Source organism: uncultured Campylobacter sp. (assembly GCF_938041645.1).
Taxonomy (GTDB): domain Bacteria; phylum Campylobacterota; class Campylobacteria; order Campylobacterales; family Campylobacteraceae; genus Campylobacter_B.
Window position 1 is genome coordinate 1 of sequence record NZ_CALIST010000067.1, and the last position, 16684, is coordinate 16684.

General features: G+C 46.7%; 14 protein-coding genes and 1 pseudogene. 9 read left to right on the forward strand and 6 right to left on the reverse strand.

The features are described 5' to 3' along the window. A pseudogene (locus Q0600_RS09665) lies at window positions 1–324 on the forward strand (purine-nucleoside phosphorylase); the annotation flags it as partial. Continuing rightward, complete coding sequence (gene rlmN / locus Q0600_RS09670) at window positions 321–1430, forward strand: 23S rRNA (adenine(2503)-C(2))-methyltransferase RlmN (RefSeq protein WP_298759730.1); 1110 nt, start codon at window positions 321–323, stop codon at window positions 1428–1430. The pseudogene Q0600_RS09665 and the gene rlmN, both read left to right, overlap by 4 nt. Window positions 1431–1641: 211 nt before the next feature. Here the strand turns inward: rlmN and Q0600_RS09675 are convergent, their stop codons facing one another. Continuing rightward, complete coding sequence (locus tag Q0600_RS09675) at window positions 1642–2085, reverse strand: hypothetical protein (protein WP_298759732.1); 444 nt, start codon at window positions 2083–2085, stop codon at window positions 1642–1644. A 164-nt stretch (window positions 2086–2249) separates the two neighbouring features. Next, complete coding sequence (locus tag Q0600_RS09680) at window positions 2250–3638, reverse strand: RluA family pseudouridine synthase (RefSeq protein ID WP_298759735.1); 1389 nt, start codon at window positions 3636–3638, stop codon at window positions 2250–2252. A 75-nt stretch (window positions 3639–3713) separates the two neighbouring features. Here Q0600_RS09680 and purB point away from each other — a divergent pair, with 75 nt between their 5' ends. Further along, window positions 3714–5045 (forward strand): adenylosuccinate lyase, encoded by a 1332-nt coding sequence (gene purB, locus Q0600_RS09685; RefSeq protein ID WP_298759738.1) that lies wholly within the window; start codon window positions 3714–3716, stop codon window positions 5043–5045. A gap of 796 nt (window positions 5046–5841) precedes the next feature. On the opposite strand, the gene Q0600_RS09690 is transcribed toward purB, so the two are convergent. After that, window positions 5842–6471 carry a hypothetical protein gene (locus Q0600_RS09690; protein ID WP_297943872.1) on the reverse strand — a complete coding sequence of 210 codons (630 nt, stop codon included), beginning with the start codon at window positions 6469–6471 and terminating at the stop codon, window positions 5842–5844. A 636-nt stretch (window positions 6472–7107) separates the two neighbouring features. On the opposite strand from Q0600_RS09690, the gene Q0600_RS09695 reads away from it, so the two are divergent. The 6 genes from Q0600_RS09695 to Q0600_RS09720 all read left to right on the forward strand — a co-directional run bounded on the left by Q0600_RS09695 (window position 7108) and on the right by Q0600_RS09720 (window position 12548). Beyond that, window positions 7108–8454, forward strand: coding sequence for a DASS family sodium-coupled anion symporter (locus Q0600_RS09695; RefSeq protein ID WP_298759862.1), 1347 nt, complete (start codon window positions 7108–7110; stop codon window positions 8452–8454). A 166-nt stretch (window positions 8455–8620) separates the two neighbouring features. Beyond that, window positions 8621–9274, forward strand: a complete 654-nt coding sequence (locus Q0600_RS09700; RefSeq protein WP_298759739.1) for an amino acid ABC transporter permease — start codon at window positions 8621–8623, stop codon at window positions 9272–9274. Between the two features lie 2 nt (window positions 9275–9276). Continuing rightward, entirely contained in the window at window positions 9277–9933 is a 657-nt protein-coding gene (locus Q0600_RS09705; protein WP_298759740.1) for an amino acid ABC transporter permease, read from the forward strand. Continuing rightward, the gene (locus Q0600_RS09710) at window positions 9933–10670 is read left to right on the forward strand and encodes an amino acid ABC transporter ATP-binding protein (RefSeq protein WP_298759743.1); all 738 of its coding nucleotides are present in this window, start codon (window positions 9933–9935) and stop codon (window positions 10668–10670) included. The genes Q0600_RS09705 and Q0600_RS09710 overlap by 1 nt, the downstream gene beginning before the upstream one ends. A 20-nt stretch (window positions 10671–10690) precedes the next feature. Beyond that, window positions 10691–11551, forward strand: coding sequence for a cysteine ABC transporter substrate-binding protein (locus Q0600_RS09715; RefSeq protein ID WP_298759746.1), 861 nt, complete (start codon window positions 10691–10693; stop codon window positions 11549–11551). 55 nt (window positions 11552–11606) lie between these two features. Beyond that, entirely contained in the window at window positions 11607–12548 is a 942-nt protein-coding gene (locus Q0600_RS09720; protein WP_298759749.1) for a DUF4299 family protein, read from the forward strand. 511 nt (window positions 12549–13059) lie between these two features. Here the strand turns inward: Q0600_RS09720 and Q0600_RS09725 are convergent. From Q0600_RS09725 to Q0600_RS09735, 3 genes are all read right to left on the reverse strand, one after another. Continuing rightward, window positions 13060–14445 carry a DUF3137 domain-containing protein gene (locus Q0600_RS09725; protein WP_298759755.1) on the reverse strand — a complete coding sequence of 462 codons (1386 nt, stop codon included), beginning with the start codon at window positions 14443–14445 and terminating at the stop codon, window positions 13060–13062. Between the two features lie 196 nt (window positions 14446–14641). Then, complete coding sequence (locus Q0600_RS09730) at window positions 14642–15835, reverse strand: MalY/PatB family protein (RefSeq protein WP_298759758.1); 1194 nt, start codon at window positions 15833–15835, stop codon at window positions 14642–14644. 1 nt (window position 15836) lies between these two features. Next, window positions 15837–16679: a DUF3737 family protein gene (locus Q0600_RS09735; RefSeq protein WP_298759760.1), complete on the reverse strand. Its 843-nt coding sequence runs from the start codon at window positions 16677–16679 to the stop codon at window positions 15837–15839. Between the last annotated feature and the right edge of the window lie 5 nt (window positions 16680–16684).

Here is a 16684-nt window from a genome sequence, read left to right on the forward strand (position 1 = left end):
TCAAGCCTAGAAGATAAGAGCTATTCGCCTATAGAAGGCGAAATCGCTTCGAGTGTTCCACGTGGAACATACAAGGTAAACTCCTCAAATTTTATCACGACCGATAAAAAATCTGCGCTAAAATTCTTTGAGCGAGGTTATTTTTTAGAAAATATGGAATTTTTTGCGGTTCTTAAGGTAGCTCAAAAATTTCAAATTCCCGCTTACGGAATTTTTTGTGCGACAAATTTTTGCGATTCAAACGCTCACGCAGATTTTTTAAAAAATCACGCCGCTGCAAAAGAAAATTTAACTAAATATCTAAAAACTAAGGCATTAATTTGAAAAATATCTTTGATTTTACGATGAAAGAGCTTGAAAATTTCGTCGAACCAAAATTTAGAGCCAAGCAAATTTACGAATGGATTTACAAAAAGAATGTGGATGACTTTGCACAAATGCCAAATCTACCAAAAGAGATCCGTCAAAGTTTAGCTCAAAATTTTTATTTAGACCCGCTTAAATGCATCAGATCCGAAACAAGTAGCGACGGCAGTATCAAATACCTTTTCGCTCTCAAAGACGGCAAGACGATAGAAAGTGTCTTATTGCCGATGAAGGATGAGCTGCGAGACGAAAACGAAAAAATCATAAGACACGCGCGCTATTCAATCTGCGTAAGTTCGCAAGTAGGCTGCAAAATTGGCTGTAGCTTCTGCTTGACAGCAAAAGGTGGCTTCGTACGGAATTTAACTCCAGGCGAGATTGTGGCTCAAATTTGGCTCATCAAGAAAATGAACGCGATCCCGTACGAGCGCCGCGTCAATGTCGTATATATGGGGATGGGCGAACCGCTTAATAACCTAGACAACGTTGCCAAAGCCGTGCAAATTTTAAAAGAAAACGACGGACTCGCAATAGCGCCGCGTCGCCAAACGATAAGTACGAGCGGACTTTCTACGCAGATAAAAAAGCTTGGCGAAATGGATCTTGGCGTGCTACTCGCGATCTCGCTGCATGCAGTGGATGACGAACTGCGTGAAAAACTAATGCCGATAAATCGCGCCTACAATATCGCATCGATCATGCAGGCGGTGCGCGAGTTCCCAATCGATCTGCGAAAACGCGTGATGTTTGAATATCTAATGATCGATGGGGTAAATGACCAATCAAGCGATGCCAAAACGCTAGTGAAGCTTCTACATGGCATCCGCGCAAAAGTAAATCTGATCTATTTTAATCCGCACGAAGGCTCGAGCTTTGGCAGACCAAGCCCTGAAAATATGGTGAAATTTCAAGACTATCTATGCGCGCACGGCATAACATGTACGATCCGCCAGAGCAAAGGGCTAGATATCAGTGCAGCGTGCGGACAGCTCAAACAAAGAAACGAGCAAGGTAAAATTTTAGATCAAAATGGCGTCAATATGGATAAAATTTTAAAAAGATAGAAAAAAAATCGGCTAATATTTCCAGATCACAAAGCAAATCGGCAAAAAATTTATAAAGGAGTAGCAATGGACGCGCAAAAAATAATGGATGAGATCGGCATCTTCTTAGACAGATCGCTGCTTAAAAAATCCAAGATTACAAAGGCAGAAATTATCCACAAATTCTTTCTAATCTACCCTTAACATTTCGAATTTTCATAGAAATCAACAATTACAATCCAAGTCTCATGCCAATATCTTGCGATATTTCTATTGTTTGTTTTTGTTCTATGCTACGGTCTATACCCAAACCAAGCACCCTCTTGCGATATTCCCCAAAAGAAGCAACTACCGTTTTGCTCCCCATGCTTGCTATTAATGCCGAGCTTTCTAAATTAACGGAGCTTCCCGCCCCACCCTTTTGCTTAAATAGAAAATTGGCGTATTCGTCAAATTCTTTTTTAAATATCCCATGTTCTTGATTGTATTTTTTAAAAGAATCAACACCAGATCTAAAATCTTTTATACTGCCACCCAACTTATCTTGAAGCATCCAATATTTATGCGCTCTGAGCTCAAATTTATCGTCATCTTCGCTACCGAAAATAAATATATGAAACCCGCTGTCTAGCCAAGTTGAATTATATGCTTTTATAGCTGTAACGCTTTTTCCCAATATAGCCATCGCAAAATAAAATCGTCTTAAAATTTTCAAATAACTATAGATGAGGAATTAATAAATTAAACGCCGTTGTAACCACAAAATTTTATAAAAACCAGCAAAAGCAAAATCCTAGTCATAAAAATAATCGCCGCCACCTCAAAATTTTATTGAGTTGCTTAAATTTTACCGATTTTCGCGAGATTATAAAACTCTTTTGCGGCGTCAAATTTGCTTTTTATCTCGTATCGTTCGCCACTCAGTTCGAAGCAAATCGCATTCGCGTGCAGTAGCAATCTCGGCGCTCCCGTCGTTCTGATCCGCTCCGTCTCATCCATCTTTTTATCCAATATCCGCTCCGCTTGCTCTCGCGAAAGCCCATACAGCGGCTCTCCCAATATCGGCGCACCCGCGGCAAATAGATGTAGCCTAATCTGATGCTGCCTGCCCGTCAGCGGATAGCACTCAATAAGACTAGCGTCTATATCTGAGAGATATCGCAGCGGGCGAATCAGCGTGATTGCCTCCTTGCCATCGCGCGATATTTTCATACGAATTTTAAGATCGGCAAACTCGTCGCTAGGGGCGATCGGAGCATCAATCACAAACCCCTCGAAATCCTTTAAAAATTTCAGTTTTTCGCTAAATTTTGCGTATTTTGCAGGCTCAAATTTTTTAAAATTTACGTATCCCGTAGAAGTAGCCAGCAAAGATTTAGCCGCAGGTAAGGCGCAAGGTTTATGTCCGTTATCCGCGCTACTCATCGCGATAGCGGGTTTAAGCTTATCGCTCACGCCGCAGAATAAAGCATCAAATTCAAATCCGCTGCCAACATCGCCAGCAGGAGCACCAGATTTAAATTTAGCCTGCGCGCCGCCAGATAGAGCGCTGCGCCATAATCCCCTACTCGCACCATTAGATAAGATATTAAATCCAAATTTATTGCCTACTCCTTTTAGAGCTAGTGTATCGCGCAGATCCGACACGCTACTTGGCAAACTCACAGCATCGTCCGCAAATTTTGATCCGCAAATTTCATACGAACCTAGCGCATAGCAATTCTCTATCTCGCCATTGCAAGCAGCACTTTGCAAATCCCCTCGTACGAGCGCTAGATAGCTTTTCATCACTCTACGCTGTTCGAAGCACTCTTTAAGCTCGCGCGCCGCGTCTTTATTCTTGGCGACAATAAGAATTCCGCTGGTTTCTAAATCAAGCCTATGCGCTACGCACGCGTCCTGCCCGTATAGCGACCAGATCTCGTCATACATATTATAAGGCGAGTTGCGCCCGCTTGGATGGCTTAAAATTCCACTCGGCTTGTCAAATGCCGCAAACGCATCGCACTCAAAAATAGGCTTCAGTCCGCGCGGCTCGCATTTGTAATCGATCAAAAAAATTTCTCCGCGAGCAACGGAATTTTTATGCAAATTTTGATCCTCTGCATCGGTTACGCGATGCTTGTCACAGATGCGCTGCGCGGATTTCATATCGTATCCGAGGCTAAGCAGAATTTCGTAAATTTTGCGTCCCTCAAAGCTTCCCAGGCTTCTTTTCTCATAACCCATATTAAACTTTCAGCCCTATTTTTATATAATTTTTGCCATCATTATACAAGAAATTCTAACCGAAAGGCTACTAAAATGGTCGAAAGATACGCAAGAAAAGAGATGTCTGAAAAATGGAGCTTGCAAGCCAAATACGACGCGTGGCTAAAAGTCGAGCTCGCGGCGGTTAAAGCGTGGAATAAGCTAGGTCTAATAAGTGACTGCGATAAAGATAAAATTCTACAAAACGCAAGCTTTAGGATCGAGCGGATAGATGAGATCGAAAAGACCACCAAGCACGACGTGATTGCATTTCTAACGAGCGTGAGTGAGAGCCTTGGGCAGGAGAGCCGCTTCGTGCATTACGGCATGACTAGTAGCGATTGCATTGATACCGCCGTCGCGCTGCAAATCAAAGAAAGCATGGAGCTCATCATTGAGGATGTGCAAAATTTAAAAACCGCGATAAAATCTCAAGCCATGAAGCACAAAATGACGCTGATGGTCGGGCGCAGCCACGGTATCCACGGCGAGCCGATCACTTTCGGACTCGTGCTTGCGGTCTGGTATGATGAGATAAATCGCGCGCTAGAGCTTTTGCAACACGCAAAAAGCATTATCAGCTACGGCAAAATAAGTGGTGCGATGGGGAATTTCGCCCACGCTCCACTAGAGCTGGAAGAGCTAGTGTGCGAATATCTGGGGCTAAAGCCCGCTCCCGCATCCAATCAAGTCATCCAGCGCGATCGCTACGCGCAGGTAATGAGCGCACTTGCGATCCTGGCTTCCAGCTGCGAAAAGATCGCTATCGCAATCCGCCACTATCAACGTACCGAGGTTTATGAGGCAGAGGAATTTTTTAGCCCAGGTCAAAAGGGCAGCTCTGCGATGCCGCACAAACGAAATCCTGTGCTTAGCGAAAACGTAACGGGACTATGTCGTATGATCCGTAGCTTCGCAATACCCGCGATGGAGGACGTAGCGCTATGGCACGAACGCGACATCAGCCATAGCTCGGTCGAGCGATTTATCCTCCCTGATGGCTTTATAACCGCCGATTTTATGCTAAATCGCTTGACGAGCTTGATCGAAAAACTGCTCGTATATCCCGAAAATATGATGAGAAATCTAAATTTAACCGGTGGGCTCGTGTTTTCGCAGCGCGTGCTGCTAGAGCTGCCTAAACGAGGAGTTAGCAGAGAGGATGCTTATAAAATCGTGCAGCGTAATGCGATGAAGGTCTGGGCGGATCTGCAAGAGGGCAAAAAAGCTATAGATGAGCAAGGGCATAGCCTATTTTTGCAAAATCTGCTAGCAGATACAAAGCTACGAGAAAAGCTAAGCGAAAGCGAGATCAAAGAGTGCTTTGACTACGGATATTACACCAAAAACGTAGACGCGATTTTCGCTAGGGTTTTTGGCAAATAGCAGGCACGACGACTTGCTATTTTAAAACTCCGAGCTAGCTTACAAAATATAGCGAAGCAGCTAGAAATTTATGTTTGCGCCGAAGTATTTTAAAAACAGCGATTGAAATTTTAAAATTTTTACAAAGACAAAATTTTAGTAAAAGCGTAGCGCTTGCGGATTAATCTAGCATCTAAATCCGCACGACAGGCATCCACCACTTTTACCGCGAATTTTTCTACGGTTGCAACTAACCTTAAAATCGTAAAAATTTAATGCTTTAAAACGGTAAAATTCTTAGGTGTAGTAGTTTTAGAATTTTACCGCAAAATTTAAGTGCTAATCCCGAAGATGTAAATGTGAGATTTCCATAAAGCAAAATGGCATTTCTGCGTCGGACTCAAGCTAGGAGTCGTGAGATATACGAAGCAATTATGAAACAAATTTAAAATGGCAAATGGAGACATTGATAAAATTCCGCTTTTTCAACTTGAAAATATAACGATTCTTAGAAAAAAGCAGATTGAGTAAAATTTCATAAATTCCATCAATTTAAGCGCTTAACAGATAGCACTAAAAATAGGAAATTAAGCTTGCGTAATGATATTTTTAAAAATTTTAAATTTTATACGCGTAAGCAGGTAAAATTTGATGTCTAGTACCAGCAGCGCCCTTGATTATCATATAATTGCATCTGAATTGCTAGCAAATTTCGGATTAAACAATCCTGCGATTTGACGTCTAATAATTATTTGGAATTTAAAATGGATGGAGCGGGAGTTCGTTCGCCCCATCCTGCGCTAGCACGTTAGAATTTTTAGAATTTGAAGTTATATCCTAGATATAGCCCGTGGTTGGTTTCATATACTTTATCTAAGTCTTCATCTAGTTTGCTAGCCTTGTATCTCGTATAGTCCGCCTTGTAGCCAAACTCGATCTCGTTATGCTCATCAAAGCTATATAGCCCGCCCAGTCTTGCGCCAATGACCCAACCCGGTGCGGTCTTAGATGCGGAGCCGCTAGTGCCGTCAAAGTCGTTATAAGAATCTTTGTATTTCAAAAACGAAACCCCCGTATATGCGCCCGCTACTAGCCTAAAGCCATTTGTAATCTCAGGCGTAAAATCCCCACCTACTAGCAGGCTATGTTTGCTCCACTCGTGCTTGAAATTTCCATATTCATCACTGCCGCTTTTTGAAGTCTTGAAATCATACATATACTCACCGTATACCCTAGCTATGTCAAAATCATAGCCGCCTTTAAAACCTATCGCAGCTTGCCCTTTACTGTCTTTATCTGTATCCGAATAATCCTCGTCCGTCCACTTAGAAGTAATGCTAGATTTAAATGAATAATCTCCCTCGATGCCTAAAAGTAAACCCTCGCTAGAGCCTACGCTAACGCAAGCCGCAGCGGCAAACGCCGCGATTAAAATTTTGTTTTTCATATTTTCTCCTTACAATTTACGATTTCAAGGCTTCTCGCCACAGCCGCTCTTACCGTTTTATAACTTACGATCTTTGAGCCTCCTCCACCGGATTCGCTTACAAATCCGTTTAAAATTTGCTGATTATAATATCCTTTTTTTGAAATTTCGATGAATTTCGCGACAAGACTTGGAATTTTATCTCACTCGCCTTGGATAAAATTTTATCTCGTTTGCTAAGGACAGAATTCTATCTCGATTGCCTAGATGAAATTCGACGAAATTCTACACCGCCTCCCTTGGGCAGTTAGCAAATTTATGTCGGGTGTCATTAAAAAATAATCTGTGATGAAATTTAAAGCGCTTATTTAGTTGCTCGTTTTTATGTATAATTTAAAATTTACACACGAGATAAGTGCCGTGTTACCGATAGTAACTGCACTTTTAAAAATTTAAGACGATTTGATTTGGAATTTATAAAATTCCCGCCTCATTTTTGTATCATAAGCCAAATCCAAAAAAGGAGTATTTATGGAAGAACACAAAGTGGAGTTGCGCAACTCCCGCTTACAAGGAACACTGGACTCAGACGTAGACGAGCTGGGTTTAGACAGGCTAACCGACACCGTGCCGTTTCCTAAGCGTGGTGTCATCATTATGGCGATTGCCGTTGCTGTGGGCTTTGCGCTATATGCCGCGCTACCATTTGAGTCTAATGTCAAAAAAGGCCTTGCGTTACTTGCTTTTATCGCGATTATGTGGCTTACAGAGGCCGTGCATATCACGGTAACCGCGCTTATGGTGCCGGTGCTTGCGGTAGCTATCGGACTTGGCAAATTCGCTAAAGATGGCACTTTCACGGCTGCCACCATCAAAAGCACGCTTGCAAATTTTGCAAACCCTACGATCTTTACCTTTTTCGGCGGTTTTGCTCTGGCAACGGCTCTGCATATGCAAAAGCTCGATAAAAAGATCGCGATGTGGCTAATCGCCCGCGCAGGCGGTCGCTTAGGTGTAGCTGCGATTTTAATCTGCCTTGCTACGGCGATCCTTTCGATGTGGGTTTCAAACACCGCAACTGCTGCGATGATGCTTCCGATCGCGCTTGGAATTTGCGCCAACATGGACGAGAGCAAAGATCGCGGCACGCTTGTGTTTTTGCTTTTAGGCATCGCGTATTCTGCAAGCATCGGAGGTCTGGGCACGCTCGTGGGATCTCCGCCAAATTTAATCGTGGCTCAAGCCTTGCACTACAGCTTCGCGGACTGGATGAAGGTAGGTTTGCCGCTAATGTGCGTGATGCTACCGATAATGCTTGTGGTGCTTTATATAATTTTCAAGCCGAATTTAAGTCATAAAATAGAGATGGATCTGGAGCATATCCCTTGGACGCGCGAGCGCATTATTACTATCGTCGTATTTGCTCTAACAGCGCTTGGCTGGATATTTTCAAAGCAAATTTCAGCCCTTGTGGGCTTTAAAGTGGATGATGCCTATGTAGCGATCTGCTCGGCAGTCGTAATCGTCATACTAGGGCTTGCCAAATGGCACGACATCGCCGAAAACACCGAATGGGGCGTGTTACTGCTTTTCGGCGGCGGACTTACGCTAAGTGCGGTTTTAGGCGATTCCGGAGCTTCTAAGGTGCTTGGCGATCTAGTCGCGCACACTTTCGGCGGAGCGCCTACTTACATCGTACTTTTGGTAACGGCAGTTTTCATCATCTGCCTTACGGAATTTACGAGCAATACCGCCTCTGCTGCACTTTTAGTACCAGTATTTGCGGGAGTAGCGGCTCAGATGGGGCTGCCAAAAGAAACTCTTACTATAGTAATCGGTGTGGGCGCAAGCTGCGCTTTCATAATGCCGGTAGCGACACCGCCGAATGCTTTGGTTTTCGGCACGGGACGCATTCGCCAGGCGGAAATGGTACGAAGTGGCGGAATTCTAGCGATATTCTCCGCGTTTTTGGTTTCGGGGTACGCGTATATTTTTTACTCGTAAAATTCCGTCAAAATTCTATAGTCCGGGTATCTGCTCGGACTAAATATATTTATAAGATATATTTTTAAACTCCTAAATTTTCGGAATCTTTATAAAAAAATTCTGATTTAATACTATTTTAATCAGTTATCTGTATAATATGCATATTTTACGGAAAGAAGAATTTATGGATTTTGATTTTATAGCTAAATTTAGCCCGATGTTCGTAAAGGCGGGAATTTTAACGCTGAAGCTTGCATTTTACGGGATTTTACTATCCATAATCATCGGTTTTATCTGCACGCTAATAAAATATAAAAGATTGCCTCTATTAAGCCCGCTTGTGAGCACATATATCGAGCTATCTCGCAACACTCCGCTTTTAATTCAGCTATTTTTTCTATACTACGGTCTGCCGAAGCTGGGCGTTCAAATTTCGGGCTTTACCTGCGCGATTGTAGGTCTTGCGTTTTTGGGCGGAAGCTATATGAGCGAGAGCTTTAGGCTCGGTTTTGAGGCGATAAAAAAATCCCAGATCGAAAGCGCGATGAGCCTCGGTCTTAGCGAAGCACAGATAGTGTTTTACGTCGTGCTGCCGCGCGCCTTTGCGATCGCCCTGCCCTCCATCAGCGCAAACATAATCTTTCTGCTTAAAGAAACCTCGATCGTTAGTATCGTAGCGCTCGCCGATCTCGTTTATGCCGCAAAGGACATCATCGGGCTGTATTACAAGACGAACGAGGCGCTATTTATGTTAAGCGTTTCGTATCTGATCATAATCTTGCCGCTTTCGCTAGCGCTTACGCTGCTTGAAAAGCGCCTTGCGTATATGAGAGGCTAGCGATGGAACTCTTAAGCGGCGAAAATTTAATCAGGCTTCTTGGCGGGCTCGGGCTCACGCTGCAAATCGCGCTCATCTCGATCGCGGTTTCGCTCGTGCTAGGCTTGGTACTTGGAATTTTAATGGCCTCCGGGCGCAGAGTCTTATACATCCCGCTTAAAATTTGCCTGGAGATCGTGCGTATCATGCCGCCCATCGTTTGGCTATTCATCGTATATTTCGGCGCGAGTAAGGCATTTGGCATCCACATCTCAAATATCGCGGCTTCGATCATCGTCTTTAGCGTCTGGGGCGTTTTTGAGATGATGGATCTGGTGCGCGGCGCCGTGCTTAGCATACCCAAGCATCAGTTCGAAAGTGCCGAAGCGCTCGCATTTAGCAGATCTCAAATTTATCTCTACGTCATCCTGCCGCTTGCGATGAGGCGCCTGGTGCCCGCAACGATAAATTTATTCAGCAGGATGATAAAAACAACCTCGATCGCCGTACTCATCGGCGTCATCGAGCTCGTGAAAGTCGGACAGCAGATCATCGAAGTGAATGTCTTCCGCGATAATTACGCGCCGCTAATCATCTACGGAGCGATATTCTTCGTATATTTTTTGATCTGCTACCCTATCTCGGCGCTTTCGAAAAAACTAGAAAATAGGTGGAGCTGATGGAAATTTTAAAAATCGACAAAGTCAATAAATTTTACGGCGAGCTGCACGCGCTAAAGGACGTCAGCCTTAGCGTCGCGCAGGGCGAAGTCGTGGTAATCCTAGGCCCTAGCGGCTGTGGAAAAAGCACCCTACTTCGCACGATAAACGGGCTAGAGCCGGTACAAAGCGGAAATTTTATAATCGAGGGAGAGCGGATCGATCAAAATTTCAAAGAGTGGCGCAGGATCAGGCAAAAGATCGGCATGGTCTTTCAAAGCTACGAGCTCTTCGACCACTTAAATGTACTACATAATATAATCCTAGGTCCCGCGAAAGTCCAAGGCGTACCGCGCGAGCAAGCTGTAGAGCTAGCCAGGCATTGGCTCAAAATCGTAGGACTAGAAAATAAAGAGCGAGCCTACCCCAAAGAGCTTAGCGGCGGGCAGAAGCAGCGCATCGCAATCGTGCGAAGCCTTGTGATGAAGCCCAAGATCATGCTTTTTGACGAGGTTACCGCGGCACTTGATCCCGAGATCGTGCGCGAGGTGCTAGACGTAATGCTAAATCTCGCCAAAGAGGGGCAGACGATGCTAATCGTAACGCACGAGATGGGCTTTGCGCGCGCCGTAGCCGATCGCATAGTTTTTATGGATGAGGGAAGCATCGTGGAGATTAATGAGCCGGAGGCGTTCTTTACCGCTCCAAAGAGCGAGCGCGCGAAGAAATTTTTAAATATGTTCGAATTTAAAAAATAAATTTTAATAAAGGAGAAAAGATGAAAAAAACGCTAAGCACGCTTTTTATCTTAGGTGCGTTATTTTTCGCAGGTTGCAACGACGAGGACAAAGGCTCCTCAAATTCCGCGCAAGGTTCCGCCGCGCCGCAAAGTTATATCGACGGGATTAAAAAGCGCGGCGTGGTAAGGATCGCGGTTTTCGGCGATAAGCCGCCGTTTGGTTATATCGACGAGGCGGGCAAAAACGCGGGATATGACGTGTATTTTGCAAAACGTATCGCAAAGGAGCTTTTGGGCGATGAGAGCAAGGTTCAGTTCGCGCTTGTAGAGGCCGCCAATCGCGCGGAATTTTTGGCGTCGGATAAGGTCGATATCACGCTTGCAAATTTCACCGTCACGCCGGAGCGTAAAGAGGTCGTAGATTTCGCGCTGCCGTATATGAAGGTAGCCCTCGGCGTCGCGAGCAAGGACGGCGATATCACCGACGTTTCGCAGCTTAAGGACAAAACGCTTTTAATCAACAAAGGCACGACCGCAGATCTGTATTTTACGAAAAACCACCCCGAGATCAAGCTTTTAAAATTTGACCAAAATACCGAGACTTTCGGTGCGATGCTGGACGGCAGAGGCGATGCGATCGCGCATGATAATACGCTTTTGTTTGCGTGGACGAAGTCAAACCCTGGCTTTAAGGTAGGTATCCGCTCGCTCGGCGATCAGGACGTCATCGCGCCCGCGGTCAAAAAGGGCAACGACGAGCTTCGCAAATGGCTTGACGATTTAATCGTAAAGCTCGCGGGCGAGAAATTTTTCCACGCCGACTACGATGCGACGCTAGCGCCGGTATACGGCGACGACATCAAGGCTGACGACGTCGTAATCGAGGGCGGGAAGTTATAAATTTAGTCCAAGCTTAAAGTGCATTTTGAGCTAAATTTCATTCCAGAGGATCAAAATGAGTATCACGTTTTTCGTCAAAAACAAAAAGAAGCCTTCGGGAGACGAAGCGCCCGTGATGAGCGTAGAGGAGGCACTACGGCTGGTGCCGAATTTATCGCAGTTTAACGCGGATGAAGACGACGAGGAATTTGACGCTGAGGGTTTTTACAGCACGAAGCTAAGCGAGCTTAGCTGCTTGACTGCAGGTGCGGACGGACTTAGCGGGCGCGGTCTTGAGGTATGCTACGATGATGGCGCGTATAATGTCTGTATCGGCACGCCTAGCACCCGTTCAGACTGGCGGATCGCGCTAGAATACCTCAAAAATTTGGCCCTAAAAATGGACGGCGAAATCGTGAGCGAGGACGGTGAGAAATTTAGCGCGCAAAATATCGAGGGCTTTGACTATGAGCCCGATATACGCGCTGGACTTGCAAATATAAAACGAAATTTGGAAGAGAAAGCGGTAATGTGCACGATTTACGGCGTGCGAAACGAAGTTTCATTTGATCAAAAAATTATCGCGCGCATTATGGACGCGCCGGATCCCGCAGACGAATTTAGCAAATTCGTAACCAATATCCAAAACCTAAATGCATATTTTTCAGATCAGATGTTTTCCGGCATAAACGAGGATAGTGAGATCATAGGGCGATATATCCTTCCGCAAGATATTGCTGCCGTACTACCTTTTGAGCCTAGAGTGGATTACAATAATTTACAAATTCTGGGCGGGAGGGAAGTTTCGCGGTGGAGCGTCGCCATTTTTGGAGGCGATGAGGATCATTGTGAAAAGCACGATATTCTTGCGACGCTGAAATATGAAAATTTCATCCAAAATTTGCCGAAAGAAAAATACGAATTTATCGACGCGAAAAACATAATCGTAAGCGCATTTAGCAAAGCGGAATTTGACGCTCTCATCGCAAAATGCGGCAAAGAGGGACTGGCGGACTAAGCGGTTTATCTTGCCGCGGAATTTTACCGCCATGCTGTAATGAGACAGAGAGTAAATTTAGCCTAGCCGAAATGCAGCCTAGCGCAGATCGTCTCGGCAAAATTTAAGTCGCGCACGGCGGCATAAATTTCAAGCGATAGTAGAATTCTAATGCAAACTGCTCGTGCGATAAAAATTTATGTCGCATGAGCGATGATAAATCGCAAGCACTCGCTCGTTAAACGGAGCGGGAATTTATAAAATTTATCGGCTCAAAGTAGCTTGCAAAGTCTTATACGAACGCTGCTGCGCGCGCTCCATCTTTCGATTGGCTCGCGCGAAGGAGCGATCACATGTCCGCCTAAACGCACGATCCGCGCAATGCATTCATTTCCACGCTCAGCTACACGGCACATCTGTGTCGCTGCCACCAAGGCCTACGATCCCGCGCGCTTTGTCCTGTCTATCTGCACCGTCGCGGCTGTATGTAGCCCGCCGCCTCTGAATATTTTACTCCGCGCTGCCGCCCACTTCATTCGCTCCAAATTTTGCGGTTCAAATTTAGCTCGCTCACGATATCAACAAGCGCGCCGATCTCATCTACGTAAAGCTCTATCGTGGCGTCCTGCTTTAGCGAGCAGTCGATTCTAGGCTCGAAATTATCGCGCCAAGTCTCGATCGCCACGTAAATTTTATCCTCCCTTAGCACCGCGTTTATCTGCGAGCCTAGTCTTAGATAGATCTCCGTCAGTCGCTGCATCAAAAGCGGCGTCAAAGCGTATCTAGCGCCTACCTGATCGGTCGTATAGACGTCGAAAAACTCCTCAAATTTCACGTCGTCCATATTCGCTCGCTGTCCGTATTTGCGCAGATTTCGCGAGTTTTTGTGACACACCCGCACCTCGCAGTTAAGCCTTTTGTGAAAGTCCGCGACGAAAAGCACTCCGTGAAATTTTACGTCGGTGCGAGTGCCGTTTTTGGTGCGCACCTTTTCGGCAGCGTAAAAGTCGCTAAAGCTAACGCGCACGCCCTGCACCTCCCCGCTCATCATATCCTCGCTCGATTGTTCGTTTATGTAGCAGTCGTAAATTTCAAAAAACTCATCCGTCCCCAGCCCACCGCTTTCATCGTAGCTAAGCCCGAAGCTTTTTGCGATGCTCGCGACGATCCTGCTTTTGAAATTTGATCTGAAATTCCGTCTTTTGCTCGCCGTCAAAAGAGCGCTCACGACGCCATAAACGGAGATGCCGAAAAATACGCCGGGCGCCACTTCGTTCCAAAAGCGCGCCACCAGTGCGCCCACACTGGTCCCTACGACAGCGGCGATTAGATTAGCCTTTTTCACCGCTTTTTGCAGCGCCGCGCGCTCATCCTCCAGGCTCTGCAGATCGGCTAGAAAGTTAAATTTCGATCCAGTTACGCCGTCTTTTTCGCTCCCGCCCTCACCTTCGGCGGCTTTAGGCTCGAACCTCCCGTAAGTAGCGCTCGCGCGGCTATCATTGCTTTCGAAGCTACCGCCCTCGCCCGCTTCGGCTTTTAATACCCGCCCCTCTTTCGCATCGGCGCCTAAAATTTGCCCATCTTGAGCCGCGCCCTGCCCTAATACGTCCGTATCTTGCGCCGTATCAAAGCCGCTAAATTTATCAAAATTTGCGCGCTGCGTGCCGCCGTTTTTGCCAAAGTTTAAGCCGCAAAATAGGCGGTAGAGCAGCCCGTTTAAGAGGGGAAAGATGATGAAAAACGCGACTATGAGCCAGTTTGTATCAAATGAGACAGGCTCTGCTCTGGTATTCAAAAACACATAGAGCCCGACTAGTAGTAGGGTTATCAAAAATGAGACGAGCTTGCTAATGCGCGCGAGCTTTTCGCGCCGTTTTTCAAGTAGATAAAGCTTCTCCAGATCGCCGTTTCTATCCATAATCCGCCTTTTGTAGCGCATTTAGCGCCGGTTTATTTGCCGCGCGCCAAATTTAAACGCTCGCGCGCCGCCGCCTGATCGCCGCTAAATTTAGCGCAAAACTCGCGCCCTGTCGCAAAATTTTAAAATTTTATCCGCCGCTTTAAATTTAGTCGCTGTAAATTTTAAATTTCGCCTTTGCCGTGCCGCAGCTTGCTTAGTGCAGGCAGATCTTTAGTGCCTCTTTCAGCCGCCCTAGCCCGTCTTTTAGCAGCGCCCTGGATGTCGCGATATTTAGGCGCAAAAATTTCTCGCCGCCCTTGCCGTATTGCGCGCCGCAGGAGAGATACAGCCCCGTTTTTTCGCGGATGAAGCGCGCAAGCTCCGCGCTATCCTGCGTGTAAGCGCCCGCATCAAGCCACATCAGATAGGTCGCATCTTGCGGCACGACATATATTTGCGGAAGCTCACGCGCGATAAATTCCGCCGCGAATTTGCGATTTTCGCTGAGGTATTCGCGCAGCGCGTCCAGCCACGGTGCACCCTTCGTAAATGCAGCGATCGCTCCTTGGACGCCGAAAAAATTCGGCTCGGCGATGTCGTCGGAATTTAGCGCCTTTGAAATTTTATGACGCAAGCGTTTATCCGCGGCAAAGACCGCCGCGCTTTGCAGCCCCGCGATGTTAAAAGCCTTGGTTGGCGCGATTATGCTAGCCGAGATCCTCTCGCAAGTCTTACTTGCCGCAGCAAATGGCGTGTAACGCACGCCCGGCTCGGTCAGATCGCAATGCACCTCGTCGCTAAGCACCGTCACGCCGTGCTTCTCGCACAGCTCGCCGATGCGGGCAAGGTCATCCCTGCTAAAGGTGCGGCCGACCGGATTGTGCGGATTGCAAAGGATAAAAAGCGTCGTCTGCGGATCGGCGAGCTTGGCCTGTAGATCCTCCCAATCGATGCTATAATCGCCGTTAGCGTAGGCAAGCTCATTCTCCACAGGCACGCGGGCGGCGTTTTTGATGCAGTAGTAGAAGCAGTTATAAACGGGGCTCATCAGCAGCACGTTTTCGGCGGGCGAGGTGAGCTTGCGGATGATCGAATCGATCGCAGGCAGCGTGCCGCCGGCATAGATCAGCCACTCCTTTTGGATTTCATAATCGTGTCGCGCAAGCCACCAGCCTTGATACGCGCTGCGCCACTCATCATCGACAAGCGAATAGCCTAAAACCCGCTCGTTTAGCCGCTTTTGCAGAGCCTCTATGATCTCGGGCGCGACGGCAAAGTCCATATCCGCGACCCACATCGGAAGCTCATTCTCGCCTACGTCCCATTTAAGCGACTTCGTGCCGCGGCGATTCGGCAGGGTGTCGAAGTCGTATTTCTCCTTGCCACTTATAAAATCAAAAAGTCCCATCTTACGCCCTTAATTCAGTAATGATTTCAGTTTTAGACGCGTCCGTTGCGCCGTCTAGGATCAGCTCGCCGATGCTTGCCGCGCGGATTAGCCCGCTGCTCGGATTTTTGACGCTATCGATCGCGCCTTTTACCTCGGCATGCACGTCGCTGTATTCAAACGCTAGCGTCGTATTTACGAGCTCACAGTCTTGCAAGCGTAAATTTTGCATATAGCAAAAGCCCTGCAGGCTCTCGATCTTGCAGTTTCGCAGCGTTACGTTTTTGGAATTCCACCCGAAATATTCGCCCGCGATGAAGCAGTCCTCGATGAGGATATTTTCGCAGTTCCAAAACGCGTCCTTGGAGAGGAGTTTGGAATTTTTAATCGTTACGTTTTTGCAACCGTCAAAGCAGTAATCCCCAAAAAGCGATAGATTTTCGATGTTTAAGCTTTCGCAATCAAGCCCGAAATACGCGCCCTTTGCGGTGACGTTTTTTAGCGTGACGTCGCTGCAGTGCCACAAGGTCTCCTGCGCGTCGTGGAATTCTACGTTTTGCAGCGCGGCGTCTTTTACGCGGCGAAACCCTTTAGGCGCGCCGTAAAGGCAGTCTTTTAGCACCACGCCGCGGCTATACCAGATCCCTGCGCGCGCGATCTCGTCAAAGAAGCAGTCCTGCACGCGGATATTTCCGGCGTACCAAAACGGATATTTCCACTCAAATTTACAGTTTTGCGCGATGATATTTGCGCTGTGTTTTAGCGGCGACTCGCCCTCGCCGAAGACGGAATTTTCGATCCGCAGATCCTTTGCGCCGAACAGCGCGCGCTCGCCGCTAAAGTGCTTTTGCCTCAATGTCTGCATGGCTT